The organism is Pandoraea bronchicola (genome assembly GCF_902459805.1).
Classification (GTDB): Bacteria; Pseudomonadota; Gammaproteobacteria; order Burkholderiales; family Burkholderiaceae; genus Pandoraea; species Pandoraea bronchicola.
Genome location: NZ_CABPST010000005.1, coordinates 140,139 through 167,046 on the forward strand (window position 1 = coordinate 140,139; position 26,908 = coordinate 167,046).

The 26,908-nt window shown below is 62.5% G+C and carries 24 protein-coding genes; 12 read left to right on the forward strand and 12 right to left on the reverse strand.

The genetic code is table 11. The features are described from left to right. The first annotated feature begins 84 nt into the window (after nucleotides 1-84). From radC to nadB, 4 genes are all read left to right on the forward strand, one after another. Nucleotides 85-759, forward strand: a complete 675-nt coding sequence (radC, locus tag PBR20603_RS12160; protein ID WP_150559788.1) for a RadC family protein — start codon at nucleotides 85-87, stop codon at nucleotides 757-759. 222 nt (nucleotides 760-981) lie between these two features. Then, entirely contained in the window at nucleotides 982-1,215 is a 234-nt protein-coding gene (gene rpmB, locus PBR20603_RS12165; protein WP_010807101.1) for a 50S ribosomal protein L28, read from the forward strand. 15 nt (nucleotides 1,216-1,230) lie between these two features. Continuing rightward, entirely contained in the window at nucleotides 1,231-1,398 is a 168-nt protein-coding gene (rpmG, locus tag PBR20603_RS12170) for a 50S ribosomal protein L33 (RefSeq protein WP_010807102.1), read from the forward strand. 241 nt (nucleotides 1,399-1,639) lie between these two features. Continuing rightward, complete coding sequence (gene nadB, locus PBR20603_RS12175) at nucleotides 1,640-3,244, forward strand: L-aspartate oxidase (RefSeq protein WP_150559789.1); 1,605 nt, start codon at nucleotides 1,640-1,642, stop codon at nucleotides 3,242-3,244. 94 nt (nucleotides 3,245-3,338) lie between these two features. Here nadB and nadC read toward each other — a convergent pair whose 3' ends face one another. From nadC to purN, 6 genes are all read right to left on the reverse strand, one after another. Further along, the gene (gene nadC / locus PBR20603_RS12180) at nucleotides 3,339-4,244 is read right to left on the reverse strand and encodes a carboxylating nicotinate-nucleotide diphosphorylase (protein ID WP_246174596.1); all 906 of its coding nucleotides are present in this window, start codon (nucleotides 4,242-4,244) and stop codon (nucleotides 3,339-3,341) included. Continuing rightward, nucleotides 4,241-5,374: a quinolinate synthase NadA gene (nadA, locus tag PBR20603_RS12185; protein WP_150559790.1), complete on the reverse strand. Its 1,134-nt coding sequence runs from the start codon at nucleotides 5,372-5,374 to the stop codon at nucleotides 4,241-4,243. The genes nadC and nadA overlap by 4 nt, the downstream gene beginning before the upstream one ends. A 93-nt stretch (nucleotides 5,375-5,467) precedes the next feature. Beyond that, a complete protein-coding gene (locus PBR20603_RS12190; protein ID WP_150559791.1) occupies nucleotides 5,468-6,664 on the reverse strand; it encodes a DesA family fatty acid desaturase in 1,197 nt (398 codons plus the stop codon). 305 nt (nucleotides 6,665-6,969) lie between these two features. Next, nucleotides 6,970-8,376 carry a mechanosensitive ion channel family protein gene (locus PBR20603_RS12195; RefSeq protein ID WP_150559792.1) on the reverse strand — a complete coding sequence of 469 codons (1,407 nt, stop codon included), beginning with the start codon at nucleotides 8,374-8,376 and terminating at the stop codon, nucleotides 6,970-6,972. Nucleotides 8,377-8,418: 42 nt separating this feature from the next. Further along, entirely contained in the window at nucleotides 8,419-9,690 is a 1,272-nt protein-coding gene (locus PBR20603_RS12200) for an RsmB/NOP family class I SAM-dependent RNA methyltransferase (RefSeq protein ID WP_150559936.1), read from the reverse strand. A 194-nt stretch (nucleotides 9,691-9,884) separates the two neighbouring features. Then, the gene (purN, locus tag PBR20603_RS12205; RefSeq protein WP_150559793.1) at nucleotides 9,885-10,535 is read right to left on the reverse strand and encodes a phosphoribosylglycinamide formyltransferase; all 651 of its coding nucleotides are present in this window, start codon (nucleotides 10,533-10,535) and stop codon (nucleotides 9,885-9,887) included. Nucleotides 10,536-10,755: 220 nt separating this feature from the next. Here purN and PBR20603_RS12210 point away from each other — a divergent pair, with 220 nt between their 5' ends. The 7 genes from PBR20603_RS12210 (at nucleotide 10,756) to dut (ending at nucleotide 19,662) form a co-directional block, all read left to right on the forward strand. Then, nucleotides 10,756-11,748, forward strand: coding sequence for a bifunctional riboflavin kinase/FAD synthetase (locus PBR20603_RS12210; RefSeq protein WP_150559794.1), 993 nt, complete (start codon nucleotides 10,756-10,758; stop codon nucleotides 11,746-11,748). Between the two features lie 159 nt (nucleotides 11,749-11,907). Next, nucleotides 11,908-14,745, forward strand: coding sequence for an isoleucine--tRNA ligase (gene ileS, locus PBR20603_RS12215; RefSeq protein WP_150559795.1), 2,838 nt, complete (start codon nucleotides 11,908-11,910; stop codon nucleotides 14,743-14,745). Next, nucleotides 14,745-15,287 (forward strand): signal peptidase II, encoded by a 543-nt coding sequence (lspA, locus tag PBR20603_RS12220; RefSeq protein ID WP_150559796.1) that lies wholly within the window; start codon nucleotides 14,745-14,747, stop codon nucleotides 15,285-15,287. The genes ileS and lspA overlap by 1 nt, the downstream gene beginning before the upstream one ends. Nucleotides 15,288-15,421: 134 nt before the next feature. Beyond that, nucleotides 15,422-16,633, forward strand: coding sequence for a bifunctional phosphopantothenoylcysteine decarboxylase/phosphopantothenate--cysteine ligase CoaBC (coaBC, locus tag PBR20603_RS12225; protein WP_150559797.1), 1,212 nt, complete (start codon nucleotides 15,422-15,424; stop codon nucleotides 16,631-16,633). A 178-nt stretch (nucleotides 16,634-16,811) separates the two neighbouring features. Further along, nucleotides 16,812-18,032, forward strand: coding sequence for an MFS transporter (locus tag PBR20603_RS12230; protein ID WP_150559798.1), 1,221 nt, complete (start codon nucleotides 16,812-16,814; stop codon nucleotides 18,030-18,032). Nucleotides 18,033-18,086: 54 nt separating this feature from the next. Then, nucleotides 18,087-19,127, forward strand: coding sequence for an LLM class flavin-dependent oxidoreductase (locus PBR20603_RS12235; protein WP_150559799.1), 1,041 nt, complete (start codon nucleotides 18,087-18,089; stop codon nucleotides 19,125-19,127). Nucleotides 19,128-19,215: 88 nt separating this feature from the next. Beyond that, complete coding sequence (gene dut / locus PBR20603_RS12240; RefSeq protein ID WP_010807116.1) at nucleotides 19,216-19,662, forward strand: dUTP diphosphatase; 447 nt, start codon at nucleotides 19,216-19,218, stop codon at nucleotides 19,660-19,662. An 89-nt stretch (nucleotides 19,663-19,751) separates the two neighbouring features. Here dut and clpA read toward each other — a convergent pair whose 3' ends face one another. Further along, nucleotides 19,752-22,049, reverse strand: coding sequence for an ATP-dependent Clp protease ATP-binding subunit ClpA (clpA, locus tag PBR20603_RS12245; protein ID WP_150559800.1), 2,298 nt, complete (start codon nucleotides 22,047-22,049; stop codon nucleotides 19,752-19,754). Further along, complete coding sequence (gene clpS / locus PBR20603_RS12250; protein WP_150559801.1) at nucleotides 22,046-22,360, reverse strand: ATP-dependent Clp protease adapter ClpS; 315 nt, start codon at nucleotides 22,358-22,360, stop codon at nucleotides 22,046-22,048. The genes clpA and clpS overlap by 4 nt, the downstream gene beginning before the upstream one ends. 442 nt (nucleotides 22,361-22,802) lie before the next feature. Between clpS and cspD the strand changes: the two genes are divergently transcribed. Then, complete coding sequence (gene cspD, locus PBR20603_RS12255) at nucleotides 22,803-23,009, forward strand: cold shock domain-containing protein CspD (RefSeq protein ID WP_010807119.1); 207 nt, start codon at nucleotides 22,803-22,805, stop codon at nucleotides 23,007-23,009. A gap of 555 nt (nucleotides 23,010-23,564) precedes the next feature. Here cspD and PBR20603_RS12260 read toward each other — a convergent pair. The 4 genes from PBR20603_RS12260 to PBR20603_RS12275 form a co-directional block, all read right to left on the reverse strand. After that, nucleotides 23,565-23,879 carry a non-heme iron oxygenase ferredoxin subunit gene (locus PBR20603_RS12260; RefSeq protein ID WP_150559802.1) on the reverse strand — a complete coding sequence of 105 codons (315 nt, stop codon included), beginning with the start codon at nucleotides 23,877-23,879 and terminating at the stop codon, nucleotides 23,565-23,567. A gap of 13 nt (nucleotides 23,880-23,892) precedes the next feature. Continuing rightward, nucleotides 23,893-24,366 carry an aromatic-ring-hydroxylating dioxygenase subunit beta gene (locus PBR20603_RS12265; protein WP_150559803.1) on the reverse strand — a complete coding sequence of 158 codons (474 nt, stop codon included), beginning with the start codon at nucleotides 24,364-24,366 and terminating at the stop codon, nucleotides 23,893-23,895. Between the two features lie 12 nt (nucleotides 24,367-24,378). Continuing rightward, entirely contained in the window at nucleotides 24,379-25,575 is a 1,197-nt protein-coding gene (locus PBR20603_RS12270) for an aromatic ring-hydroxylating dioxygenase subunit alpha (RefSeq protein ID WP_150559937.1), read from the reverse strand. A 172-nt stretch (nucleotides 25,576-25,747) separates the two neighbouring features. Continuing rightward, nucleotides 25,748-26,761 carry a 2Fe-2S iron-sulfur cluster-binding protein gene (locus PBR20603_RS12275; protein ID WP_150559804.1) on the reverse strand — a complete coding sequence of 338 codons (1,014 nt, stop codon included), beginning with the start codon at nucleotides 26,759-26,761 and terminating at the stop codon, nucleotides 25,748-25,750. Between the last annotated feature and the right edge of the window lie 147 nt (nucleotides 26,762-26,908).

Consider the following 26,908-nt stretch of genomic DNA (forward strand, 5'->3'; position numbering starts at 1 on the left):
TTTTCTCCCTTCGGCGGCCGCGTTTCCAATCAGTTTGTGACACCCGCGATCATGCGCGCGCCCGTGTCCGCTTCTGGAGTCGTCATGTCCATCGCCCAATGGCCGCTTGCCGAGCGTCCCCGTGAAAAAATGCTGGCCTTAGGCGCGCATGCCTTGTCCGATGCCGAGTTGCTGGCGATTCTGCTGCGCACCGGCTCGCAAGGGCGCAATGCCGTCGATCTCGGGCGCGAATTGCTCTCTCGCAGCGGATCGCTCGCCCGCTTGCTCTCCATGCCCTTTGACAGCTTGCGCCAGATCCCCGGACTGGGGCTGGCGAAATCCCTGCAGTTTCAGGCCGCGCTTGAAGTGGCTCGCAGAATGCTGGGAGAAGGCATGCAGTCAGGCAGCCTGCTCGATTCCCCGACCCGGGTGCGCGACTATCTGCGCCTCACGCTGCAGGATCGCTCGCGTGAGCGCTTTGCCTGCCTGTTTCTTGATGCTGCGCACCGGCTCGTCAGCACCCGCGTAATGTTCGAGGGCACACTGACTCAAACATGTGCGTATCCACGCGAGATCGTACGCGCTGCGCTCGACGTTCACGCGGCGGCCGTCGTCGTCGCGCACAATCATCCTTCGGGCGTGCCAACCCCAAGCGCGGCGGATCTGGCGCTCACCCGGCAGTTGGGCGATGCATTGGCCCTGCTCGAGATCCGTCTTGTCGACCATTTCATCGTGGCCGGCGACAGCGTGTACTCGCTCGCCGAGAACGGTGATCTGTGACGCGTTACAACATTTGCCCAAGATTTTGGCATTCGGGTCGCGTTCGCGGAACGCTTGCGCTATAATCCGTCCCTTCCCCGAATCTCCGACAGACGTTTCCCGCCAGGGACTCGCATCCTAATCACTAAAGCGATTGATTTGTCTGGGATTTTTGTGGTATCATCGCGGTCTGTCTTTTCGACTCACCTTTTTTTACACAGAATTCTGGGTTAGGAGTGCTTCATGGCACGCGTATGTCAAGTGACCGGGAAAGCGCCGATGGTCGGCAACAACGTTTCCCACGCCAACAACAAAACCAAGCGCCGTTTTCTCCCGAACTTGCAAAATCGCCGGTTCTGGGTTGAAAGTGAAAACCGCTTTGTTCGTCTTCGTATTTCGCGAGCTGGCCTGCGCCTGATCGACAAGAACGGTATCGACGCCGTTCTGGCAGATCTGCGTTCGCGCAACGCAGTCTAAGTTTAGGAGCTCATCATGGCAAAAGGCGCTCGCGACAAGATCAAGCTGGAATCGACCGCAGGTACGGGTCATTTCTATACGACCACCAAGAACAAGCGTACCCATCCGGAAAAGATGGAAATCAGCAAGTTCGATCCGGTGGCTCGTAAGCACGTGCCCTACAAGGAAACCAAGATCAAATAAGATCAACAGGTTTTCTCGCAGCAGTTCGCTGCTGCGTTCGATACCCCGCCACTGGCGGGGTTTTTCGTTTGGACGTCCCGAAATCAGCAACGCTACGCTATGCGTAGTCACGCAAGGTACAAATTTGCCGAAGTGCGCATAGGGTCATATGTCACGCGCGTATGGACTCGCTATACTGGCTCACTTCCATAACAAGAATCGCACCGCACTCGTGGCGTCGATTCCAGAGACCGCGCGTATCATGAATTTCGATGTCGTCATCGTCGGCAGTGGGCTCGCCGGCCAGTCCGTCGCCCTGCATCTGGCCAGCACCTGCCGCGTGGCGCTGGTTGCCAAACGCCCGATGCCCGAAGGGGCGAGCGACTGGGCACAAGGCGGCATTGCCGCCGTACTCGACTCGACCGATAGCGTCGACGAGCATGTCGCCGACACACTCATTGCCGGGGCGGGTCTGTGCGACGAGGCGGCCACGCGATTCATCGTCGAGCACAGCCGCGAAGCCATCGAGTGGCTCATCGCGCAGGGCGTGCCTTTCACGCGCGACGACGCAGCCGAACTCGGCTTCCACCTGACGCGCGAAGGCGGCCATAGCCATCGGCGCATCATCCATGCCGCCGACGCCACCGGACACGCCGTCATCGCCACGCTCACCGAGCGCGTGCGCCAGCATCCGAATATCACCCTCTTCGAAAATCATTTCGCGGTCGATCTGATTACGTCCGACCGGGTCGACGCGGCCCCGACTGCCGGGCGTCATTGCCAAGGCTTGTATATTCAGGACCTCGGCACCGGCGAAGTGCTCGCCATGACGGCACGGCACACGGTGCTCGCGACCGGCGGCGCGGGCAAAGTCTATCTTTACACCACCAACCCCGACACCGCGACCGGCGACGGTATCGCCATGGCCTGGCGTGCCGGCTGCCGAATCGCGAACATGGAGTTCATCCAGTTTCACCCGACCTGCCTCTACCATCCGTATGCCAAGTCGTTCCTGATTACGGAAGCGGTACGCGGTGAAGGCGGGCGTCTGGTACTGCCGGACGGCACGCGCTTCATGCTGCAGCATGACCCGCGCGCCGAGCTGGCGCCCCGCGACATCGTCGCCCGCGCCATCGACTTCGAGATGAAGAAGCACGGCCTGGACTGCGTGTATCTCGACATCAGCCATCAAAGCCCGGAATTCCTGCGTGAGCATTTCCCCACGATTCTGGCGCGCTGCGCCGAACTGGGAATCGACATCACGAAGCAGCCGATCCCGGTCGTGCCGGCCGCGCACTATACGTGCGGCGGTATCGTCACCGACATGCACGGCCGCACGGATCTGCCCGGACTCTATGCCGTTGGCGAAGCGACCTACACCGGCCTGCATGGCGCCAACCGCCTCGCCAGCAACTCGCTGCTCGAATGCCTCGTACTCGGCAAAGCCGCCGCAGAGGATATTCAACGCGGTGAATCGACACACCCCGCGGCAACGGACGTCCCGGCATGGGACGAAAGTCGCGTTTCAGACGCCGACGAGGAAGTCGTGGTGGCGCACAATTGGGACGAGTTGCGCCGCATGATGTGGAATTACGTCGGCATTGTCCGCACGACCAAGCGGTTGGAACGGGCGCAACACCGAATTGCCCTGCTGCGCGAAGAGATCGCCGAGTACTACGCGAATTTCCGTGTAAGCCGCGATCTGCTCGAATTGCGCAATCTGGTCGACGTGGCGTCGTTGATCGTTGACAGTGCCCTGGACCGGCACGAGAGCCGGGGGCTGCACTTCTCGCGAGACTTCCCGGACACGCTACCCAAAGCCTTGCCGACGGTACTGTCGCCCGCCTTGCCGCGGCGCGTTCGCTGATCCGCACCCCAGCGCCAAGGCAAACAAAAGGCCGCAGGTTTTTCCCCTGCGGCCTTTGACTTTCTGCAGCGACAGCGCAGACGGGCCTCAGCGCTTACCCCACCGTCTCCAGAATCCGCATCGAGAAATCGGTGGCACGAACGTCCTTGGTGAGTCCGCCCACGGAAATCCGGTCGACACCCGTCTCTGCGATCGCACGCAGCGATTCGAGATTGATGCCGCCCGACGCCTCCAGCACGGCGCGGCCATCGGCAACTCGCGCGGCCTCGCGCATCATTTCCAATGTGAAGTTATCGAGCAGGATGGACGTAGCACCACACTCCAGCGCCGTTTCGAGTTCTTCGAGCGATTCGACCTCGATCTGCACCGGCGCACCATCGGCCAGACGATCGGCGTTCGCCAGCACCTGACGAATACCGCCAGCCGCCGCGATATGGTTTTCCTTGATGAGGATACCGTCGTAGAGCGCAAGGCGTTGGTTCGCTCCACCGCCCACGCGTACCGCGAACTTCTGTGCGAGACGCAGGCCCGGCAGCGTCTTGCGCGTATCGAGCACGCGCGCCTTCGTCCCTTCGACGATATCGGCATAGCGGCGCACTGCCGTCGCCACACCGGAGAGCAATTGAAGGAAGTTCATCGACGTACGCTCGCCCGTCAGCAATGCGCGCGCCGGTCCATAAATGTCACACACCGCCGAGTCAGGCGTCATGCGCTCGCCCTCGCGGTAGTGCCATTGCACGCGGACCTCGGCATTTACCCCTTGCATGCAGCGCTCGAACCAACGCACACCGCACAGCACCGCCGACTCACGCACGATGATGCGCGCATGCGCCATTTCATCGGACGGCACGAGCAGGCCCGTCAGATCACCGCTGCCAATGTCCTCAGCGAGGGCCTCATGCACGTTGCGCGAGAGCGCTGCCTCGAGCGGCTCGCCGAACGCGGCGAAATCCGGAGAGAGCGCCTCGTCGGTGCTCAGCGTCTTGGTTTGCGTCGTCATGCGGGACCTACACCGGCAAACAGCGCGCCATCGCGCGCGAAATCACCACTGGCGCGCACATTCTGCTTACGCGCTTCGGCGAACTTCAGCATACGGTCGATACAGGTATGGGCGCGACGGCCGATTTCCGCATCGACGTGAATCTCATTACGCCCGGACGCCAGCACGTCGGCCAGATTCTGCAGACTGTTCATCGCCATCCACGGGCAATGTGCACAGCTCTTGCACGTCGCGCTATTACCGGCTGTCGGCGCTTCGATGAAGCGCTTGCCCGGGGCTGCGGCACGCATCTTGTGCAGAATGCCGTTGTCCGTGGCCACGATGAACTCGGTGGCGTCCATCGTCTGAGCGGCAGTAATCATCTGCGAGGTCGAACCGACCACGTCAGCCTGCTCGACTACGGAAGCCGGCGACTCCGGATGCACGAGCACCTTGGCGTTCGGAAACTCGCGGCGCAGCAGCTCAAGCTCAGTGCCCTTGAATTCGTCATGCACCAGGCAGGCGCCCTGCCAAAGCAGCATGTCGGCGCCCGTCTGCTTCTGGACGTAGCTGCCCAGATGGCGATCCGGCGCCCAGAGAATCTTCTTGCCCTGCGCATGCAGATGCGCCACGATTTCCAGCCCGATCGACGACGTCACCATCCAGTCGGCCCGTGCCTTCACTGCGGCGCTCGTATTCGCATAGACGACAACCGTACGGTCGGGGTGCGCATCGCAGAATGCCGCGAACTCGTCGGCGGGGCAGCCCAGATCGAGCGAACAGGTCGCGTCGAGATCCGGCATCAAAATGCGTTTTTCGGGACTGAGGATCTTCGACGTCTCGCCCATGAAGCGCACACCAGCCACCACCAGCGTCTTGGCCGAATGATTCCGGCCGAAGCGCGCCATTTCGAGCGAATCGGCCACGCAGCCGCCGGTCTCTTCGGCGAGGTCCTGCAAGTCGGCGTCGACGTAGTAATGCGCCACCAGCACGGCATTCTGCTCAACGAGCAGACGCTTGATTCGGGCCTTGAGCGCTGCGCGCTCCTCCTGCGACGGCGCATCCGGGACACGCGCCCAAGCGTGGGCAACGCACGTGGCGCCGCTCGGTGCGGGGCGCTCGAATTCTACGGATTTGAGTGAGGCATTCATTTTCGCTTGGCCCTTGGGGGGCCGGGAATGACAAAACCCCGCCTTGGCGGGGTTTCGATTATGCGTCAAAAACGGATTTCTGGCGTAGCCCGCTCACGCGTAGCGGCGCAAACGCGACGCGAATTCCTGCAACGCGTGAATACCGCTCTGCTCTGCGCGGTGGCACCAGTTCTGCAACTGGCCCAGAAGCTGCTCGCGCGATGCGTTCGAACGTTCCCAGATACCGGCCAATTCACGACGCAGTTCGTAGTAGGTCTTCACGGCGTTGCTATGGGCGAAGATTTCGCCCAGTTGCTGCTTCTGCGGCTCTTGCAGCGAGGCTTCGTCATGATGCAGCCACTTACGGGCGCCACGGAACAACTGGTACTCGCCGTGCTGACGCTTATCCTTGAAACGCGCCAGCTCCTGGCCATAAGCACGCTTGAAAGTCTTGGCGTAACGCTCCATCACTTCGTAGCGGTTCGAGAGCACGGCCTGCAACGTATCTTCGTCACACGCGGTCTTGCTCTTCGCGAGCTTCGGCGTCGGCGCAATCTTCTTCACCTTGGCCAGCCCCACCATCGACAACAAACGAATGTAGAGCCAGCCGATATCGAACTCGTACCACTTGTTCGACAGCTTGGCAGACGTCGCGTACGTGTGGTGATTGTTGTGCAGTTCTTCGCCGCCGATGATGATGCCCCACGGCAGCAGGTTCGTCGACGCGTCGGCGCAGTTGAAGTTGCGATAGCCCCAGTAATGGCCCAGACCGTTGACCACACCGGCAGCCCAGAAGGGAATCCAGACCATCTGCACGGCCCACACGGTCAGACCGATCGCGCCGAACAGCGCAATATCGATGATCATCATGAAGCTCACGCCCAGAATCGGATAACGCCTGTAGACGTGATTCTCCAGCCAGTCGTTCGGCGTGCCGTGGCTGAACTTGCGAATCGTTTCTTCGTTCTTCGCTTCGGCGCGATACAGCTCGGCGCCCTCTGCGAGGACCTTCCACAGGCCGCGCGTTTGCGGGCTGTGCGGATCTTCCGGCGTTTCGCACTTGGCGTGGTGCTTGCGGTGAATGGCGGCCCACTCACTGGTGACCATGCCCGTGGTCATCCACAGCCAGAAACGGAAGAAGTGGGCGACGATCGGATGCACGTCGAGCGCGCGGTGCGCCTGGCAACGGTGCAGATAGATCGTCACGGCGGCGATCGTCACATGGGTGACGGCCAACGTGAACAACGTGATCTCCCAGCCGCTCCAGTCGAGCAGGCCGTTAGAGATGAATCCAAGGAGACTGTCCAGCAAAATATCACTCCAAACTAATCAATACGGTAGCAATCACGGCAACAACCGCCGTGTCTTGTCTTGTCGGGCCGATGCGGCATCGATCGCCGTCGCGTCAGGTCTCGTTCTTACGCTCGCTTGACGCTTGGATTCGCTGGAGTTCGGCAAGTTGCTGAATGCCGAGGCGAGATGGGCGGAAAACGTGCCGGTGAACGTCGAGTTGTTATTGGTTTGCGGAGCATTTTACCTGACGGACTGTTGCCCGTGTGTAGCCTGCCCGCCACGCATTTTGTCGCAGGTCAACCCGCAGCCCTGGGCAAAACGGTCTATGAACGCGTCTTCTCGCCGTCACCGGCCTGTGGTAGCGCGGGTTGCGGCCTATCGGCCGGTATCCCGGCCGGCAAATCCGGACCATGAACGCTCACAGCGGGCACACCCTCGGCCCAGTCATTGAGAATGCGTATTTCGCGCTGCGCATACGGAATTTCAATACCGTGCTCGCGAAAAGTGCGCCAAATCCGCATATTGATGGCCGATCGGATCCCTCCACTGCCCTGCGCCGGATCTTGAATCCAAAAGCCCATTTCAAGATCCATCCCATCAGCACCGAAGTTAAGCAGCAAGGCAGACGGCGGCGGGTCCGTGAGCACCCGCGGAATGCCCTCTGCCGCTTTCAGCATCAGCGACATCGCCAGCTCCACGTCGGCGCTGTAGGCCACTTGCACATTGACCTTGGCGCGCCCGCGCGTCTCGGTAAACGAGTGATTCTGCACCACATTCGTCACCAGTTGCTCGTTCGGCACCAGCGCTTCGACGCCATCCAGTCCGCGAACGACCGTATAGCGCGTATTGATCTGCGAAACGGTGCCGTGATACGGGCTGATGGTAATCAGGTCGCCGATGCGTACCGAGCGGTCGAGCAAGATGATGAAGCCCGACACGAGGTTCGACGCAATCTTCTGCAAACCGAAGCCCAGCCCCACGCCCAACGCGCCGCCGAATACCCCGAGTACGGTAATGTCGATGCCCACGAACGACAGCGTCGCGAGCACCGCAATCAGGGTCAGCACACCCTTGACCAGTCGCGACAGCACCACCTTCAGATTGCCGTCGAGCGTGGTTGTGCGCATGATCCGGTCTTCGATCAGCGATCCGACCCACATTGCCAGCACCAGCGTTACCCCGATCCAGAGCAGGCCCGAAAGGATCGAGAGCAACGTCAGATGGCTCGATCCGACCGCGAAGCGCACGCTGCCCAGCCAATTGAGGATGTCGTCGTGAACTCCGAGTACGTAGGCCACCATCGTCAGCCAGGCGAGCGCGGTAAACACACGCTCGAAGACCTTCAGCAGCCCGTAGGCCTGCGGCGACGAGGCAAACAGCCGTCGCACGAAGTAGAACGCCAGATAGATGAGCGCGGTGCCGAACAACGGCACCTCGGCCAGCCGCAGCAGCGAGACGCGCATGTACTCTTGAAGCACCACGCGCGTAAGCGTCACGCACATCCAGCCGAACATCGGGAAGAACGAGCGCCGCAGGCTCGACGAGCCCGCGCGGCGCGCAGGTGCGACACGCTCGAAATGACGGTCGAGCCGGCCGATCATCCAGCGCCGCAGCACCAGGGCGACAGCCAGCGCCCCCACCAGCGCCACGATTTGCCAAATGAATTGCGGGTCGCCGAAGTCACGGACAACGTCCCGCACCAACCGCGCGAAAGTCGGACTTTCCTGCATCGCTATCTCTCTGCTTGTTGTTAGCTGACGCCCAGAATCCACTTATGCCGCACGACGCTCGAACACGGCGGCAAAAAAGCCGTCGGTCGCATTGCGGTTCGGCAGCAGTTCGAGATACTTGCCCGTATCGAGGTCGATTTTCTGCGACGCGAGCAATTCGTTCGCCGGCAACAGGACGAAATCGGGATGCGCGGCAGCAAACGCCTCGGCAATGGCACTGTTCTCTTCGGTCAGCAGACTGCACGTGGCGTACACGAGACGCCCGCCCGGTTTTACCAGCCGGGCCGCGCTCGCGAGGATCGACGTCTGCTTCTGCGTGAGTTCCTCGACCGACTGCGGCGACTGGCGCCACTTCAGATCCGGATTGCGACGCAGCGTGCCGAGGCCGCTGCACGGCGCGTCGACCAGCACGCGGTCGATCTTGCCTGCCAGACGCTTGATCTTGCTGTCGTTCTCGCTGTCGATCATCACCGGATAGACGTTCGACAGACCGCTGCGTGCCAGCCGCGGCTTGAGCTTCGCCAGACGCTTCTCCGAAACGTCGAACGCATACAGACGCCCCGTGGAGCGCATCTGCGCCCCGAGGGCGAGCGTCTTGCCGCCGGCGCCGGCACAGAAATCGACGATCATCTCGCCGCGGCGCGGCGCGACCAATTGGCACAGCAACTGGCTGCCCTCGTCCTGCACCTCGATAGCGCCGGACATGAATAGCGGGTGCTTCTGCAACGCCGGCTTGCCCGACAGACGGATGCCATTGGGCGCGAGCGGCGTCGCCTCGGCCGAGAAGCCGTCTTCACGCAGCTTCGCGAGTACGTCGTCGCGATTCGCCTTGATGAGGTTCACGCGGCAGTCGAGCGGTGCGGGCTGGTTGAGTGCAGCGGCGAGGGCTTCGAGTTCAGCGCCCTCGAACCGCTTGGCCAGACGCTCGTAGAGCCATTCCGGCAAATTGGTGCGCACGCGTGCGGAAAGGCTTGCCGGGTCGATCTGACCGACGTGTTCGAGCCACGAGACTTCATCGGGTGTTGCCACCAGTTGCACCGACGCCAGACCGCGCGTGAACGCCAGCCCGAGCAGTGCGAGACGGCGTTCCAGCGGACCGGAGCCGCTTCCCGCGTGCTGACCGAACTCGAGCTTGCGACGCAGGATGGCGAAGACCGTCTCCGCCAGAACACCCCGCTCGCGATGGCCCAGCTTGGCGTTGGCGCGGAAGTACGTGCTCACCAGCGTATCGGCCGGGCCGCTGAATGTCAGCACGCTGCCGAGCAAGCGTTGGGTGTGTTCGAAGAGTGCGGGCGACAGATGCTCGCCGCGCATGCGGGCCGTCTCGGCGGGCGGGGCCTCGGGGCGGCGATCGTTGCGCGAACGGTCGTAGCGGTCAGGGCGCACGTAACGCTCCTGCCGCTCTCCCGCCTGCCCCCCCTTGGACGGCTGACGGGCGTCGGAGGATCGGCCGCCGGAGCGGTGACCGGATTGATTAGCGCCATCGCGGCGTTGCGTCGGGCGTGTGCTCATGCGTCATCACCAAAAAGCCATTGCGGATCGGGCGTGCCGTCGCTGGCGGGAGTCACCGTCACGCGGCCATCGGCCACGACCAGACGGTCTTCCACGAACCAGCGCACGGCGCGCGGATAAATGATGTGTTCCAGCGGCAGGATGCGCTCGGCCAGTATCTCGGGCGTGTCCCCCATGCGCACCGGCACGGCCGCTTGCAGCACGTACGGGCCATGATCCAGTTCGGCCGTGACGAAATGCACCGTGGCGCCGACGATCTTGCAGCCAGCGTCCAGTGCACGGGCGTGCGTTTGCAGGCCCGGGAAGGCGGGCAGCAGCGACGGGTGGATGTTGATGAGCCTGCCGGCGTAGCGCTCGGTAAATGCCGGCGTGAGAATGCGCATGAAACCGGCGAGCACGACCAGATCGGGCTGGTGACGGTCGATTTCGGCGGCAAGTTCGGCATCGAATGCCTCGCGGGTCTTGCCACGGCTCGGAACAACGGCTGTGGCGATACCGTTTTCCTGCGCAAATCCGAGGCCATCGGCCTCGGGGCGATTGGCAATGACCGCAGCCACGCGGGCCGGCCAGCCTTCTGCGGTACAGGCCCGGACGATAGCCTGCATGTTGCCGCCTCGTCCGGAAATCAGGATGACAATGTTCTTCATCGGCGGATTTTATCATTGGCGCGGCGCACCAGACACCCGATGCGCGCCGCGATGGCCCCGAAGCGTTTATAATTCAACGTTCTGCGGCGCCGCAATGTCGGATCGGCCGTCCTGCGCATCGGGCTCTGCCCGCATCGCAGGCCCCCGGACCCCTACCGCTGTGCCGCACGGTTCATCCACCAACGCTCACTCAACGTCCTGTACTGACGCTCCCTTTATCGTGCGAGTCTTCCGGGGTCTACCCAACGCGCAAAGCAAAGCGCCCTGCGTGCTGACGATCGGCAACTTCGACGGCGTGCATCTGGGCCACCAGGCACTGCTCGCGCGCGTGCGCGCCGCAGCGGCTGCGCGCGGCCTGCCGGTGTGTGTGATGACGTTCGAGCCGCATCCCCGCGAATACTTCATGCCTGACCGGGCACCCGCGCGCATCTCCAATCTGCGCGACAAGTTCGAGGCACTGCGCTCGCAAGGCGTCGACCGCCTGGTGGTGGAGCACTTCAACGCCCATTTCGCGGGACAATCGCCCGAAGATTTCGTCCGCAACATCATCGTCGACGGCCTGCACACCCGCTGGCTGCTGGTGGGAGACGACTTCCGCTTCGGTGCGAAACGCGCGGGCGACATTGAATACCTGCGTGAGGCCGGCCGCCGTTTCGACTTCGTCGTCGAACAGATGCCGACCATTGCGCACGACGGCGTGCGGATTTCCAGCTCGGAAGTGCGCGCCGCGCTCGCCGACGGCAACTTCGAGCGCGCCCACGCGCTGCTCGGCCGCCCGTACGCCATCACCGGTCACGTCGTGCATGGCATGAAGCTCGGCCGCAAGCTGGGCTACCCCACGCTCAATCTGCGCATCGCCCACAAGCATCCGGCTCTCACCGGCATTTTCGTGGTGCAGGTGCATGGTCTGGCGGACAAGCCGCTGCCCGCCGTCGCCAGTCTGGGCCTGCGCCCGACGGTGGACGACTCGGGGCGCGTGCTGCTCGAAGTGCATTTGCTCGACTTCGCGGGCAATTGCTATGGCAAGCTGGTGCGCGTGGAGTTTTTGCAGAAGCTGCGTGACGAAGCCAAATTCGACGGGCTCGCCGAACTCGAGGCGGCCATCGCGCAGGACACCCGCGAGGCTCGCGCCTACTTCGCACACGCGCTCGACGCCAACGGCCCGAGCGCCCGACGCGACTTCGCCACCTCGGCCACCGACCGAATTAGTTGATCTTCGCCCGCGTGCGCCGGCGCCCAGCGCCTTGCGCGCGGCCCGCCTGCGCCACTGGCACCTGCCCGGGCGTTGCACCTCGCGGCCCACAAGGCCTGACGTCAACGCCACCGGCGCGAGCGCCCCACACCCGACATTCAAAATTCGTAGCGACTCACCATGAGCGAAAAGAAAGCCCCGAGCAAATATCCTGTCAACCTGCTGGACACGCCGTTCCCGATGCGCGGCGATCTGCCCAAGCGCGAGCCGCAGTGGGTCAAGCAATGGCAGGAAAAGAAGATCTACGACAAGATCCGCCGCGCCAGCAAAGGCCGTCCGAAGTTCATCCTGCACGATGGCCCGCCGTATGCCAACGGTGACATCCACCTCGGCCACGCGGTCAACAAGATCCTCAAGGACATGATCGTCAAGGCGCGCAGCCTGGCGGGCTTCGACGCCGCCTATGTGCCGGGCTGGGACTGCCACGGCATGCCGATCGAAATCCAGATCGAAAAGCAGTTCGGCAAGCATCTGCCGGTGCGCGAAGTGCAGGAAAAGGCACGCGCCTACGCGGCTGAACAGATCGAGCGCCAGAAGCCCAACTTCCAGCGTCTGGGCGTGCTCGGCGACTGGGACAACCCGTACAAGACCATGAACTTTTCGAACGAAGCGAACGAGCTTCGGGCGCTCGCGAAGATCATGGAGAACGGCTACGTCTACCGCGGCCTGAAGCCGGTGAACTGGTGCTTCGACTGCGGCTCGGCCCTCGCCGAAGCGGAAGTCGAGTACAAGGACAAGACCGATCTGGCCATCGACGTCGGCTTCGCCTTCGCCGAACCGGAGAAGGTCGCGAAGGCCTTCGGCCTGCCGAAGCTGCCGCGCGAAGACGGTTACATCGTCATCTGGACGACCACGCCGTGGACGATCCCGTCGAACCAGGCGCTCAACGTTCATCCGGAAGTCGAATACGCGCTGGTCTCGACCGAGCGCGGTCTGCTGATTCTCGCGACCGAGCGCGTTGAAGACTGCCTGAAGACGTACGGCCTGCACGGCGAAATCATCGCCCGCACGAAGGGGGAAGCCCTCTCGCTGATCCGCTTCCGTCACCCGCTCTCGAGCGCCGACGCGGGCTACGAGCGCACCTCGCCGATCTACCTGGGCGACTACGTGACGACCGACACGGGGACCGGCATTGTCCACTCGGCGCCTGCCTATGGCGTGGAAGACTTCGTGTCGTGCAAGGCGCACGGCATGACCGACGCGGACATCCGCATGCCGGTGCTGGGCGACGGCCGCTATCAGGACAGCCTGCCGCTGTTCGGCGGCCAGTCGATCTGGGACGCCAACCCGCAAATCGTCGATGCGCTGCGCGAAGCGGGCACGCTGTTCCATTCGTTCAAATACACGCACAGCTATATGCACTGCTGGCGTCACAAGTCCCCGATCATCTACCGCGCCACCAACCAGTGGTTCGCGGGCATGGACACGACGCCGGTCGACGGCGCGCCGGGCGGCGGCAAGACGCTGCGCGAGATCGCGCTCGAAGGCATCGAGGCCACCGAGTTCTTCCCGGCGTGGGGCAAGCAGCGCCTGCACAACATGATCGCGCATCGCCCGGACTGGACGCTCTCGCGCCAGCGCCAATGGGGCGTGCCGATGGCATTCTTCGTGCACAAGGAAACCGGCGCACTGCATCCGCGCACACTGGAACTGCTCGAAGCCGTGGCCAAGCGCGTGGAAACCGAAGGCATCGAAGCGTGGCAGACGCTCGACCCGGTGGAGCTGCTGGGTGACGAAGCCAAGGATTACGTGAAGAACCGCGACACGCTCGACGTGTGGTTCGATTCGGGCACCACCCACTGGCACGTGCTGCGCGGCTCGCACGCGCATGAACTGGGCTTCCCGGCAGACCTGTATCTGGAAGGCTCGGATCAGCACCGCGGCTGGTTCCATTCGTCACTGCTCACGGCGTCGATGATCGATGGCCGCCCGCCCTACAAGGCGCTGCTCACGCACGGCTTTACGGTCGACGGTCAGGGCCGCAAGATGTCGAAATCGATCGGCAACACGATTCTGCCGCAAGACGTCGCCGACAAACTCGGCGCCGAAATCATCCGCCTGTGGGTGGCATCGACCGATTACTCGGGCGAGCTGTCGATCTCCGACGAAATCCTCAAGCGCGTGACCGAAGGGTATCGCCGTATCCGTAACACGCTGCGCTTCCTGCTCTCGAATCTGGCCGATTACGACCACGCGAAGCACGCGCTGCCGGCCGAGCAATGGCTGGAAATCGACCGCTACGCCGTGGCGTTGGCGCAGTCGCTGCAAACCGAAGTGCTCGGCCACTACGACCGCTACGAGTTCCACCCGGTCGTGGCCAAGCTCCAGACGTTCTGCTCGGAAGACCTCGGCGGCTTTTACCTCGACATCCTGAAGGATCGTCTGTACACGAGCGCAGCGGACGCCCCGGCGCGCCGCGCCGCGCAGAACGCGCTGTACCACATCACGCACGGCCTGCTCAAACTCATGGCGCCGTTCCTGTCGTTCACCGCGGAAGAGGCGTGGCAAGTCTTCCAGCCGGGCAACGACACGATTTTCACGGAGACGTACTACGCTTATCCGGAAATCGCGGAAGGCACGCGCCTGCTCGAGAAGTGGTACTTGCTGCGCACGGTGCGCGGCGACGTCACCAAGGCGCTCGAAGAGGCGCGCGCGGCCGAGCAGATCGGCTCGTCGCTGCAGGCGGAAGTGGACGTGCGCGTCTCTGGCCGCAAGTTCGATGTGCTGGCAAGCCTTGGCGACGACCTGCGCTTCGTGCTGATCACCTCGGCGGCTGCCGTCACGCAGGTGGCCACCGAGGCCGAGGAAGGCGTGGTCGTCACGCCGTCGTCGCATCAGAAGTGCGAGCGCTGCTGGCACTATCGTGAGGACGTAGGCGCAGACGCCGCCCACCCGACCCTTTGCGGCCGCTGCGTGTCGAACCTGTTCGGCAGCGGCGAACACCGGAGCGCGGCATAATGGCAAGCAAAGCAGGCGCCCGTACGGGCGCAAGACGTAGCAACCATGGTGGCGCCCGCGGGGGCGCCGCTTATGGCCTGGCCCCGTGGCTCGGGATCGCGATCGTTGCGATCCTGCTCGATCAGGTCACCAAGCTCACCATTCTGAAGACGTTCCAGTACGGCGAATTCCGTGCGCTGACCTCGTTCTTCAATCTGGTGCTGGTGTACAACAAGGGCGCAGCATTCAGTTTTCTGGCGGCCGCTGGTGGCTGGCAGCGCTGGTTCTTCACGTTGCTCGGCATCGTCGCGGCAACGGTCATCATCTGGCTGCTCAAGCGTCACAACGGCCAGAAGATGTTCTGCCTGTCGCTGTCACTGATTCTCGGCGGCGCGCTGGGTAACGTAATCGATCGTGTGATCTATGGTCACGTGGTCGACTTTCTGGACTTTCATGTCGGCGGTTGGCATTGGCCGGCGTTCAACGTGGCCGACTCGGCCATTTGCGTGGGCGCGGTGCTGCTGGTGATCGACGAGCTGCGACGCGTGCGGCGCGGCAAGTAGCGCATCAGGCATATCCGCCGCAGTATCTGCGGCGCGATTCGCCCACTGCCCACGGCAGGTGTTGCGGATCGCAAGCAAACACCGTCGCGGCGCCCCAGAGGCGCCGCGCGGCACTTTGGAGGAGGCATTTCCCTATGGAACGCGGTGAACTTGCGGGCAAGACCATCGTTCTCGGCCTGACGGGCGGCATCGCCTGCTACAAGTCGGCCGAACTCACCCGGTTGCTCATCAAGGCTGGCGCAACGGTGCAGGTCGTCATGACCGAAGCCGCCACGCAATTCATCACGCCGCTCACGATGCAGGCGCTCTCGGGCCGCCCGGTCTTCAGCAGCCAGTGGGACCCTCGCGTCGATAACAACATGGCGCACATCGACCTCTCGCGCGAGGCCGACGCCATCATCATCGCGCCCGCCTCCACCGACTTTCTCGCCAAGCTCGCACACGGCATGGCAGACGATCTGCTCTCCACTCTTTGTGTGGCACGCGACTGCCCGCTGCTGGTCGCGCCTGCCATGAACCGTCAGATGTGGGCCAACCCCGCGACCCAGCGTAACGCGGCGACGCTGCGCGGCGATGGCGTGGCGATCCTCGGTCCCGGCAGCGGCGATCAGGCGTGCGGCGAAATCGGCGACGGACGGATGCTCGAGCCGGAAGAACTCTTCGAGGCGCTCGTCGCCTTCTTCCAGCCCAAACGCCTCGCCGGACACCGCGTGTTGATCACCGCCGGCCCGACGTTCGAGCCGATCGACCCGGTGCGCGGCCTGACCAATCTGTCCAGCGGGAAGATGGGCTTCGCACTCGCCCGCGCGGCAGCGCAGGCCGGTGCCGACGTGCATTTGGTCGCAGGCCCCACCGCGCTGGCGACGCCTTACGGCGTGACACGCAGCAACGTGCAGACGGCGCAGCAGATGTACGACGCCGTGATGGCCGACGTGGCCCACAACGATATCTTCATCGCAGTGGCTGCGGTAGCCGACTGGCGCGTGCGCGATGTGGCGCACGACAAGATCAAGAAGACGGACGACGCCGACGTGCCGACGCTCGACTTCGTCCAGAATCCCGACATTCTCGCGGCCGTAGCGAAGTTGCCGACACCGCCGTATTGCGTGGGCTTCGCCGCCGAGTCGGGCGATCTGGAGACGCACGGCGCACAAAAGCGCAAACGCAAGCGGGTGCCGCTGCTCGTCGGCAATCTTGGCCCCGCCACGTTCGGGCAGGACGACAACGAAGTCATCCTCTTCGACGACGCCGGGCAGAAACGCCTGCCGCGCGCCGACAAGCAATCGCTTGCCCGCAGCCTGATCATCGAAATCGCGGCAAGACTTCCCTCACGCACGCCCGGCTGACGGGCGCGCCGCCACGCCGGCATGCCGGCACCCCGGCTTTTGGTCTGTCATCGTCGTTGTCCGGCGACGCTGGCAGACTGGCAGGAACGCCCGGCTCACGGTGTATCGCATCAAGGCGGCATGATCTGACGCCTTCGGCAGGCCGCCCCCGAGCCATCGCACACAACAACAAACCACCATGACGCAACCTCCTACGACCGCCCGGCCGCCTGTCAGTGTCTACGGGACACTGAGCATGCTCGCCGCGATCATGTTCTTCGGTTTCATGACGATCGGCATGCCGCTGCCCGTGCTGCCGGTCTATGTCCATGAAACGCTCGGCTACGGGTCATTCGTCGTGGGCGTGACGATCGGCATTCAGTCGGTCGTCACGCTGCTGCTGCGCTCCTACGCCGGACGCACCGTCGACACCCGCGGCCCGCGCCGTGCAGTGCTCACCGGCCTGTGCGGCTGCGCTGCTGCGGGCGTGCTGTACCTGGCCGCGTCGATGGTCCCGGACCCGGCGCTCGCGCTGGGCATCCTCATCGCCGGACGCGTCGTGCTCGGCTTTGGCGAGAGCCTGATGCTGACCGGCGGCATGTCGTGGGGCATCGGCCTGCTGGGCGCCGCTCACGCGAGCAAGGCCATTTCGTGGCAAGGCGTGTCGATGTACACCGCACTCGCCACCGGCGCTCCGTTCGGCGCCTATCTGCTGCAATCGGCGGGCTTTACGGCAGTCTCGCTCGTGAATATCGTCCTGCCCGCCATCGCTTTTCTCATCGCGCTGAGACTGCCCGCAGCGGCCCCTGTGGGCGGACATCGTCTGCCGTTCCTGCGTGTCGTGGGGCGGGTATGGCGTCCGGGTCTGGCCATGACGCTGGGGAGCATCGGCTATGCCGTGATCGCCGCGTTCATCACACTGTTCTATGCGAGCCACGGCTGGTCGGGGGCGGCTTACGCGCTCACGCTTTACAGCGCCTGCTTCATCGGCATGCGAATTCTGCTCGCGCACGCGGTCGACCGTTTCGGCGGACGCCGCGTCGCCATGGGCTCGCTGGTATTGAACATCGCCGGCCAATTCCTGCTGTGGGGTGCGACGAGCCCGACGATGGCCCTCGTTGGCGCGGGGCTCACCGGCGTGGGCTTCTCGCTGGTCTTCCCTGCCTTGGGCGTGGAGGCACTGCGACAGGTGCCGCCGCAGAATCGTGGCGCAGCGCTGGCGGCCTATTCGGCGTTCTTCGATCTGGCCCTCGGCCTGATCGGGCCGATGGCCGGACTCGTCGCCAACTTTTTCGGCTACGCTTCGATATTCCTTTGCGGCGCACTCGGCGGGATCGTGGCCATTGTGATGATTGCGCGCCTGCCGCACGCAGCCCCCGCCACGGCACAGGCCAACGCCTGCGCTGAAAGCGGTCACTGATCTCTCAGACTATGTGTCGACGAGCCGCTATCGTCGACGTGGAGCATCGAACTCATGGCGCAAACGTCTTCTGCCCCCATCAAGCTGTCGATCCTCGATCAGACACCGGTGATTCACGGTCACAGTGTGGCGGACGCGATCGCGGCGACCGTCGAGCTGGCCCAAGCTGCCGACGAACTCGGCTACACGCGCTATTGGTGCGCAGAGCATCACGGCCTGCGCGGCGTGGCGAACCCGGCGCCGGAAGTCATGATCGCCCGGCTTGCCAGTGTGACGAAGCGTCTGCGGGTGGGCTCCGGCGGCGTGATGCTGCCGTACTACAGCCCGTTCAAGCTGGCAGAGCAATTTCTGATGCTCGAGGCGCTGTTTCCGAATCGCATCGATCTGGGCGTGGGCCGTGCCCCCGGAGGCGACATGCGCACGGCACGTGCCGTTGCGAAGGGACCGTACGACGCGGGCGAGCACTTCCCGCAACAGGTCGCCGAACTGGCCGGGCTGTTCAACGGCACGCTGGCCGACGACCATCCCTACCGTGGCGTGCTGCTGCAACCGGCGGTGCAGACACGCCCCGAATTGTGGGTGCTTGGCTCGAGCGAATTCGGTGGTCTGCTGGCCGCTCAGCTTGGCTTGCGATACTGCTTCGCCCACTTCATCAACGCTCACTACGGCGATCGCGTCACGCAAGCGTATCGCGAGCGCTTCACACCGGGATCACTGGAGACGCCTTACTGTTCGGTGGCGCTCTTCGTCATCTGCGCCGACACCGACGCCGAGGCTGAAGCGCTCGAAGCCGGTGTCGATCTGCGCCGCGTACAGATGGCGTACGGCATGAACGAGCCGATTCCGAGCATCGAACAGGGCGCCGAAGCGAAGCCGCAGTATCGTGAGCGCGAGTTGTCGGTCATCGCGCGCGAAAAGCCACGTAGTATCATCGGCACCCCGGAGCGCGTCACGGAGCGCGTGCTGGCATTGCAGGAACAGTTCGAGGCCGACGAAATCGTCGTATTGACGGTGGCTGGCAGCTATCGCGCTCGCCTGCGTTCGCACGAATTGCTGGCACAGGCATTCTCGCTGCGCGCCGCCGAGGCCGATTGAGCGACCTGCGAGCGCCGCGCTTCTCCGGCTGAATTTTCGATCGAATTACGCCCCTTTCACCGCCATAACGCCATAACGCCATAACGCCATGAAACTCGACGTCAAGATTCTCGACGAACGCCTGCGCTCGCAGTTGCCCGCCTACGCCACGCCGGGCAGCGCGGGGCTGGATCTGCGCGCCTGCCTCGACGCGCCGCTGACCATCGCACCGGGCCAGACCGTGCTCGTGCCAACGGGGCTGGCGATCCATCTGGCCGATTCGGGCTACGCCGCGCTGATCCTGCCGCGCTCGGGGCTCGGCCACAAGCACGGCATCGTGCTTGGCAATCTGGTCGGACTGATCGATTCGGATTATCAAGGCCAGTTGATGGTCTCGACCTGGAACCGTGGCAATGAGCCGTTCGTGCTGAATCCGTTCGAGCGTCTCGCCCAACTGGTGATCGTGCCGGTTGTACAGGCCGAATTCAACATCGTGGACGAATTCCCCGAAAGCGATCGTGGCGCGGGCGGTTTCGGCAGCACCGGGAAACACTAACGTCACCGTTAAGCCGCGACGCACACCGTCACAAAAGAAAAGCGCCGCATGAAGCGGCGCTTTTTCATGGCTGCGAGATACCTTGACGATTACTCGACTTCGGCAGCTTCCGGTTGAGCACGTGTGTTGCCGTCCTCGGGAAAGGACAGTTGCACCTGATCGTGCTCGTCCAGATCCACCGTGACTCGGCCACCGCTGGTCAGACGCCCGAACAGCAATTCGTCCGCCAGCGCACGACGTATCGTGTCCTGAATCAGACGCTGCATCGGACGAGCCCCCATGAGCGGATCGAAGCCCTTCTTCGAGAGATAAGTCCGAAGCTTGTCGGTGAAGACCACTTCGACCTTCTTCTCGTGCAACTGATCTTCCAGTTGGATCAGGAACTTGTCGACCACGCGCAGGATGATCTGCTCGTCGAGCGGCTTGAAGCTGATGATCGCGTCCAGACGGTTGCGGAACTCCGGCGTGAACATGCGCTTGATGTCGGCCATTTCATCGCCGGCCTGACGCTCGTTCGTGAAGCCAATGCTCGCGCGGTTGATCGTCTCGGCGCCCGCATTGGTCGTCATGATGATGATGACGTTACGGAAATCTGCCTTGCGACCGTTGTTGTCCGTGAGCGTGCCGTGGTCCATCACCTGAAGCAGCACGTTGAAGATGTCCGGATGCGCCTTCTCGATTTCGTCGAGCAACAGCACGCAATGCGGCTTCTTCGTGATGGCCTCGGTCAACAGCCCGCCCTGATCGAAGCCGACATAGCCCGGCGGCGCGCCAATCAGACGGCTCACCGCGTGACGCTCCATGTACTCCGACATGTCGAAGCGAATCAGTTCGATTCCCAGCGTGAACGCGAGCTGTTTGGCGACTTCGGTCTTGCCGACACCGGTCGGGCCCGAGAACAGGAACGCGCCGATCGGCTTGTCCGTCTTGCCCAGCCCGGCGCGCGACATCTTGATCGCGGCAGACAGTGCGTCGATGGCCGGGTCTTGCCCGAACACCACGCTCTTGAGATCGCGGTCGAGCGTCTGGAGCTTGCCGCGGTCGTCCGCCGACACGCTCTGCGCCGGAATCCGCGCGATCTTCGACACGATCTCTTCGATCTCGCCCTTGCCGATCGTCTTCTTCTGCTTGGATTTCGGCAGAATGCGCTGGGCCGCACCGGCTTCGTCGATCACGTCGATCGCCTTGTCGGGCAAGTGACGGTCAGTGATGAACTTGGCCGACAATTCGGCAGCGGCCGAGAGCGCGCTCGACGAATACTTCACGCCGTGGTGCTCTTCGAAACGCGACTTCAGCCCGCGCAGGATCTGGACCGTCTGCTCGACGGTCGGCTCGTTCACGTCGATCTTCTGGAAACGGCGTGACAGTGCCGCATCCTTCTCGAAGATGCCGCGATACTCGGTGAAGGTGGTCGCGCCGATGCACTTGAGTTGCCCCGACGACAACGCCGGCTTGAGCAGGTTCGAGGCATCGAGCGTGCCGCCGGACGCGGCGCCCGCGCCGATCAGCGTGTGAATTTCGTCGATGAACAGGATCGCGTTATTGCGCTCCTTGAGTTCCTTGAGTACCGCCTTCAGGCGTTGCTCGAAGTCACCGCGATACTTGGTGCCGGCGAGCAGCGCGCCCATGTCCAGCGAGTAGACGGTGGCGTCCTGCAAGATCTCGGGCACCTCGCCGCGCGTGACACGCCAGGCGAGTCCCTCGGCGATGGCCGTCTTGCCCACCCCCGCTTCGCCGACGAGCAGCGGATTGTTCTTGCGACGGCGGCACAACACCTGCACTACGCGCTCGACTTCCGACTCGCGTCCGATGAGCGGATCGATCTTGCCGTCGCGCGCCATCTGGTTGAGGTTCTGGGTGTACTGCGCGAGCGGGCTTTCCTTCGTGTTGGCGCCCTCCTCGCCTTCGGCACTCCCTTCGCCGGCCTTGGCCGACTCGCCGGACGCACCGGTCTTGGTAATGCCGTGGGAGATGAAATTGACGACGTCCAGACGCGTCACACCCTGCTGTTGCAGGTAGTAGACCGCATGGGAGTCCTTTTCACCGAAGATGGCCACCAGCACGTTCGCCCCCGTCACTTCCTTCTTGCCATTGGAAGTGGATTGCACATGCATGATGGCGCGTTGAATCACGCGCTGGAAACCGAGCGTGGGCTGTGTGTCGACCTCGTCGCTCCCCGGCACCGTCGGCGTATTGTCCGCGATGAAGTTGCGCAGGTTCTGCCGCAAATCGTCGAGATTTGCCGCGCAGGCGCGCAACACTTCGGCAGCGGTCGGGTTATCCAAGAGGGCGAGCAAAAGATGCTCGACCGTAATGAATTCGTGTCGTGCCTGGCGCGCTTCCATAAACGCCATGTGCAGGCTGACTTCCAATTCCTGGGCAATCATGCTTCCTCCATCACGCACTGCAGCGGGTGCCCGGACTGCCTTGCATGGCTAACAACTTGCTCAACTTTGGTCGCCGCGACGTCGCGCGTAAAGACCCCACAAACTCCCCTGCCCTCACGGTGAACCTTGAGCATGATCTGCGTGGCAGACTCCCGGTCCTTATTAAAATATTCCTGAATGACCATCACCACGAATTCCATCGGGGTGAAATCGTCGTTCAACAGTACCACCTTGTACATCGATGGCGGCTTGAGCTTTTGCTCTTGCCGCTCCTGTACGGTGTCGTCATGCGTTGTCGGTAAGGTTGCCATACGTGGATTCTAAACAACTCCCGGGTGCAGGAAGCAATCGGAGCCCCTATTGCCGCCTGCCGTCCGGTCGTCCACCGGAATGCCAACACTCGTCTATCAGCGCGCGCGTTGTCCAGCAAGGCGCCGCAGCCCGGACTATCGGGGGGTGCCACACCCATATGAGTCAGCTTAACCCAAATTTCAAGGGCGTGTCTCTGCACCCCTTATACCCCCTCAGATATAAGGGTAAAACCTGATCGAACACAACTTCTATCGTTCAAAAAGGGCTTGACACTATTGGCAGTTAGCGAAAACAATCATCGTGGCGCTTTTCCTCTATAAGCGTTTTAAAAGAAAAGATGCCTGGGTGAGCCTAAGAAGCCGCCGCCAGCCGGCGGGTTTTTCAGATGTGCTCGTTGTTGCGGTGATATGTAGTAGTCGTAATTGTTTAGGGGAAGTTTGTATGGCAACCGGTACGGTCAAATGGTTTAACGACGCCAAGGGTTTTGGTTTCATCACGCCGGATGAGGGTGGCGAAGATCTGTTCGCCCACTTCTCGGCGATCCAGATGAACGGTTTCAAGACCCTCAAGGAAGGTCAGAAGGTGCAGTTCGAGGTCGTCCAAGGCCCGAAGGGCAAGCAGGCTTCGAACATCCAGGCTGCTGCCTGAGAGCAGCGCCGTTCGATGCATTGAAAACCCGGCTTCGGCCGGGTTTTTTATTGCACCGCAACAATGTGCGCACCATAGTGAAACATTTTGGATCCGTTTTTGAATGCAAATGAGAACGCAACTTTCCACTCCATGCCAGGAGCTTCCCGGAATTTAACTGCGTTTAATCTCTTATAAAGTTTCATTCATCGCAATATTCCACTCCGTTATTAAAATAACTCCCGACACTTCCCCGGTTGCGGAAATCAATTACGCAATTGCAGCAATTGACTAAGTATTCCTACGCAGTCGCACGGTTAACCAGCATCACGTAGTCATTCGTCAAGCATCGGAAAGAAATAGCTTTTTAACCTTTCCGAAAGCAAAACCGGAACCCGAAGGGCGTGCGTGAATCGATTGCCTGTTTCCCATATGGCACGTGTGATCCCGCCGCGCCCTCCCCTGCGCCGGAACGCTGACCGGCCCGCCCCCTAGGCGTGCGTTCCTGACTTGGAAATGCAACGGGCCGCCCGTCGGCAGCCCGTTTGGACACTTCCGCCTAAAGTGGGGATGCCGTCAGCCCAGATCGACGTAGACCTTGCCGGCCTCAATGCGAATCGGGTAGGTCCTCACGGCCTCGGTGAGCGGCGCGCACAGGACGGCGCCGGTTCGGACGTCAAATTTGCCCTGATGCAGCGGGCACTCGATCTCATGCCCCTCCAGAAACCCGTCGCACAGGCGCGCGTTTCCGTGAGTGCACGCGTTATCGGTTGCAAACACCTCGCCATCCACGCCGTACAAGGCAATGTCCCGGCCGCCCACGATCAGGCCGATCACGTCATCCTCGGGAATCGCGTCGCGCGACGCTGCCTCAATCCAGTTTCCACACATGATGTTTCTCATCTCAGATCGGGTAAATCAGCGAGTTGGGAATCATCTCGCTGTCGAAAATGCACTGGCGCGATGCGAACTTCCATCCGTCGCCGGTGTGTTTGACGATGTCCAGATAGCGCCCGACCGACAGGATGTCGGTGAGTTGATCGGGCTTCGTGCGAAACACCGCGTAGTTGGCCTCGACATGCAGCGTATCCGCGTCAAGTCGACGGATTGCCGGCAGCCCGATCACATGACGTTGGTAATACGGGTCGTGAAACAGCGTATCGCGAATCCCATAGATACGGTCTCGCAGCATGCCGCGGCTTTCGAACGACAGCGTGGCCAGCGGCAGCCCCATCTCGAAGTTCTCGCGCGGCTGAATGCGGTAGATGCAGTCGTCGAGAAAGAAGTCCGGCCAGGCGTCCCACTGTTGCGCATCGAGCGCCGCCGCATAAGCGGCATTGAGTTCGACCACCGCCTGAAAGGTTGCAAAATCCACCATCGTGTCGTCTCCTCAAACGCCCATGACGCGGCGCCAATAGGCGTACATGCCGCGGATCAAGGTTTCCGTCACCATATGTTCGGTGTTCTCCACGCCCGTGCCGCCCAATTCGGCGATCACGCGGTGCCACGGCTTCTGCGCGAAGCCCTCCTGCGAGCACTCGATGGCCTCGCCGTCGTCGGCCGACACGAAACCCGCCGGGCCAAACAGATTGGCTTGACGCAAGCGGCGCTGCGTCATTTCTTCGGTATCGTCTTCGAAGCCGAAATGGGTCCAGACAAAATCGAATGAATCGGGCCCGCGCGGCTGAATATGACGCGTCGACACGGAGTTGACCTGCTGTTGCAGGATCACGCTGGGGAAGAGCGTCATAAGCACCGCCGTCGGCCCCTTCCACCAGTCTTCCTGCACGATGTCGAGAAAGCGCATGTCGTTGAGCGACATCGATTCCTTGAAGCTCGACACCCCCGAAGTCACCTCGCCGCCGCCGCCCTGCCCGCGCGTGGAGATCATTGCGGCGTGACGTCCGTGGGCGTCCATCACCAGACGCGACTTGTTATCCGCGCGCCACAGGCCGAACGTCACGAACCACGTATGCAGCAGTCCCGGGTGGTACGGATCCTTGATGTTCTCCTGCATCAGCTTCCAGTTCCCCGGAATACGTTGCTTGTTGTAGCCGAGGAGTTTCAGCTTTCGCCCATCGAACAGGCGATCGAAATACGCGCAGATGTCCGGCCCGAGAAAGTTTTCGAGCGATTCGATGCCGTGATCGAACGACGCGAAAATCACACCACCGCGTGTGGCGACCTTCAACTGGGTGAGGCCGTGATCTTCCGGCCTGAAGTCCTTCGGCATGCCGCCGTTGACCTTGCCGTCCTGCTTGACACCGCGCCGGAACGGCACCCCTTGCAGATTGCCCTTCAGGTCATAGTTCCACTGGTGATACGGGCAATGAAAGTCCGTGCGATTGCCGCGCTTTTCGCGACAGAACTTCATGCCGCGATGTGCGCAGACGTTTTCCACAACGTTGATCTCACCCGATGCATCTCGCGTCACGATGACGGAGCGCTCTCCAATCACCGTCCGTTTGAAATCGCCCGGATGCGGCACTTCGGCTTCGAGTCCGACGTAGTTCCAGTGATGGCGATAGAAGCACTCGTCCAACTCGCGCCGGTACAGTTGTTCGTCTGTGTAGACGCGAAATGGAATGCGGCTCGAGCCCTCGGTGGGCCAGAAGTCCGAAGGTTCGGCGCCAGCGGACTGCGCCGGTTCGAACCCGGTCTGCGGTGTTGTACTCACGATCGTCTCCTGAGGCGGATGGGGAATGCAGGCGATACAGGCAAGCGGAAAATGGCATCGGCGAACGGGCTTGCCCAGTGCGTCATGCCGCCTTTGCGTAGAACGCGTCGGCGTAGATATGCGCGGCGTCGAGGCCGCGCTCGCGCAGAAGCCTGGTGGCGGCGTCAACCATCGGTGGCGCGCCGCAGAGATACGCACGCCAGCCGGTGAGCGCGTCTCGTGCGGTGAAATCGGTAGCGAGCGCTTCGGTAACGTGCCCGAGACGGAACGCACGATCTTCCCGCCCCGTGGTTGCGGTGGTTGTCACGACATGCAGACGAATACCGTTGTGACGCGACGCGAGTTCGCGCAGCCAAGCGAGGCCATACACGTCTTCCGGAGCGCGCGCGCCGACATAGATTTCGATGGGATTGTTCATGCCGCGGGCGAGCGCGCCGCGCACGATCGACAACACCGGCGCGAGCCCGGTGCCCCCCGCGACGCAGAGCATCGGCCCGTCGTGACGCGTACGCAGATACGACGTGCCGAGCGGCCCCGACACACGCACGGTATCGCCAACCCTGAGCTGTTCGTCGATGTAACCGGTCACGGCACCGCCGGGCACGCGGCGGATGTGGAATTCCAGCGTGTCGTCGGCGTCGAGTCCGGCCATCGAATAGGGGCGGATGTGCGAGGACGTGAATTGCAGCGTTGCGTACTGACCGGGAGAGAAGCTGAGCGGCTTCGCGGGCTTGAGCACGAGTCGTTTGATGTCGTGGGTCAGCGGCTCGATGGCGAGCACCGTCGCCTTGAGAATCTTCGCAGGATGCACGACGACTTCGTCGACCTCCGGCAATTCGATTTCGCAGTCTGCGTGCACGGTGGACTGACAAGCGAGGACATATCGCGCCGGGTTCGCCCCGTCGTCGTGATGGCGATATTCGATGCCTTCGGCTTGCAGCACGTCCCCCGAAATCACCCGGCAACGGCATGTGCCGCAGCGCCCGGACAGGCAACTGTACGAAATCGGAATCTGACGGTCGGTGAGCGCTTTGAGCAGGTTTTCGCCGGTGGCGACGTCAAGGCGCTCGCCGAGCGGCTGCACGTGAACTTGCATGGGGATTGTCTCCATTACGTCAGCGCCCGCCGGACGCTGCATCTGGCGTTCAGACGCCGTTTGCAAGAAGCATCGCGCAACTCGCGATATAAACCAATAGAATCTCATTTATATCGCCCATAGATTTCAGTGATTTTACGAATCACC

Bases quoted from the DNA above. Each gene is read 5' to 3' on its own strand.
- radC (WP_150559788.1), top strand. From the start codon at position 85: ATGTCCATCGCCCAATGGCCGCTTGCCGAGCGTCCCCGTGAAAAAATG.
- rpmB (WP_010807101.1), top strand. From the start codon at position 982: ATGGCACGCGTATGTCAAGTGACCGGGAAAGCGCCGATGGTCGGCAAC.
- rpmG (WP_010807102.1), top strand. From the start codon at position 1,231: ATGGCAAAAGGCGCTCGCGACAAGATCAAGCTGGAATCGACCGCAGGT.
- nadB (WP_150559789.1), top strand. From the start codon at position 1,640: ATGAATTTCGATGTCGTCATCGTCGGCAGTGGGCTCGCCGGCCAGTCC.
- nadC (WP_246174596.1), bottom strand. From the start codon at position 4,244: ATGACGACGCAAACCAAGACGCTGAGCACCGACGAGGCGCTCTCTCCG.
- nadA (WP_150559790.1), bottom strand. From the start codon at position 5,374: ATGAATGCCTCACTCAAATCCGTAGAATTCGAGCGCCCCGCACCGAGC.
- PBR20603_RS12195 (WP_150559792.1), bottom strand. From the start codon at position 8,376: ATGCAGGAAAGTCCGACTTTCGCGCGGTTGGTGCGGGACGTTGTCCGT.
- PBR20603_RS12200 (WP_150559936.1), bottom strand. From the start codon at position 9,690: ATGCGCGGCGAGCATCTGTCGCCCGCACTCTTCGAACACACCCAACGC.
- purN (WP_150559793.1), bottom strand. From the start codon at position 10,535: ATGAAGAACATTGTCATCCTGATTTCCGGACGAGGCGGCAACATGCAG.
- ileS (WP_150559795.1), top strand. From the start codon at position 11,908: ATGAGCGAAAAGAAAGCCCCGAGCAAATATCCTGTCAACCTGCTGGAC.
- lspA (WP_150559796.1), top strand. From the start codon at position 14,745: ATGGCAAGCAAAGCAGGCGCCCGTACGGGCGCAAGACGTAGCAACCAT.
- coaBC (WP_150559797.1), top strand. From the start codon at position 15,422: ATGGAACGCGGTGAACTTGCGGGCAAGACCATCGTTCTCGGCCTGACG.
- PBR20603_RS12230 (WP_150559798.1), top strand. From the start codon at position 16,812: ATGACGCAACCTCCTACGACCGCCCGGCCGCCTGTCAGTGTCTACGGG.
- PBR20603_RS12235 (WP_150559799.1), top strand. From the start codon at position 18,087: ATGGCGCAAACGTCTTCTGCCCCCATCAAGCTGTCGATCCTCGATCAG.
- dut (WP_010807116.1), top strand. From the start codon at position 19,216: ATGAAACTCGACGTCAAGATTCTCGACGAACGCCTGCGCTCGCAGTTG.
- clpA (WP_150559800.1), bottom strand. From the start codon at position 22,049: ATGATTGCCCAGGAATTGGAAGTCAGCCTGCACATGGCGTTTATGGAA.
- clpS (WP_150559801.1), bottom strand. From the start codon at position 22,360: ATGGCAACCTTACCGACAACGCATGACGACACCGTACAGGAGCGGCAA.
- cspD (WP_010807119.1), top strand. From the start codon at position 22,803: ATGGCAACCGGTACGGTCAAATGGTTTAACGACGCCAAGGGTTTTGGT.
- PBR20603_RS12260 (WP_150559802.1), bottom strand. From the start codon at position 23,879: ATGTGTGGAAACTGGATTGAGGCAGCGTCGCGCGACGCGATTCCCGAG.
- PBR20603_RS12265 (WP_150559803.1), bottom strand. From the start codon at position 24,366: ATGGTGGATTTTGCAACCTTTCAGGCGGTGGTCGAACTCAATGCCGCT.
- PBR20603_RS12275 (WP_150559804.1), bottom strand. From the start codon at position 26,761: ATGCAAGTTCACGTGCAGCCGCTCGGCGAGCGCCTTGACGTCGCCACC.